The sequence below is a fragment of the Streptosporangium nondiastaticum genome, from assembly GCF_003011965.1.
GTDB lineage: Bacteria > Actinomycetota > Actinomycetes > Streptomycetales > Streptomycetaceae > Streptomyces > Streptomyces nondiastaticus.
In genome coordinates this window covers 1-386 of sequence record NZ_PXWG01000413.1, presented here as the reverse complement: position 1 = coordinate 386, position 386 = coordinate 1, and the positions used below count along the sequence as shown (strand labels likewise).

The following is a 386-nucleotide window of genomic DNA, read 5'->3' as shown; positions in this document are numbered from 1 at the left end:
TGGTCAGCGAATTGTCCACGGCCACGCGACGTGTTGCGATAAATTGCGTGGCGAACAGACAGGCGGTCATCAAGCCAAACATCACCCCTATTGGGTGCAGGCCAGCGGTAGGCCGGATGATGATCAGCACGCCCAGAAAGCCGACCCCGGCAGCTACCCAGCGACTGATGCGCGGTGGCTCTTTCAGAATCCAGGGGGCAACAGACAGCACCAGCAAAGGGGCCAGAAAGTTGATGGAGGTGGCTTCGGCTTGAGGCAGATAGCTCAAGGCGTTGAAAAACGAGAAGGTGGACAGCATCATCACTGTGCCACGCAGAATTTGTGCTTTGGGGCGGGAGCTGCGCAGGATCTTGCGGCCCTTGACCGGCAAGACCAGAGCCAGCACT

1 protein-coding gene is annotated in these 386 nt (G+C 58.8%); it reads right to left on the bottom strand.

The window, feature by feature from the left end:
- The coding region (locus B7P34_RS36480) for a DMT family transporter (RefSeq protein WP_146167076.1) at nucleotides 1-386 on the bottom strand (386 nt) is incomplete at both ends.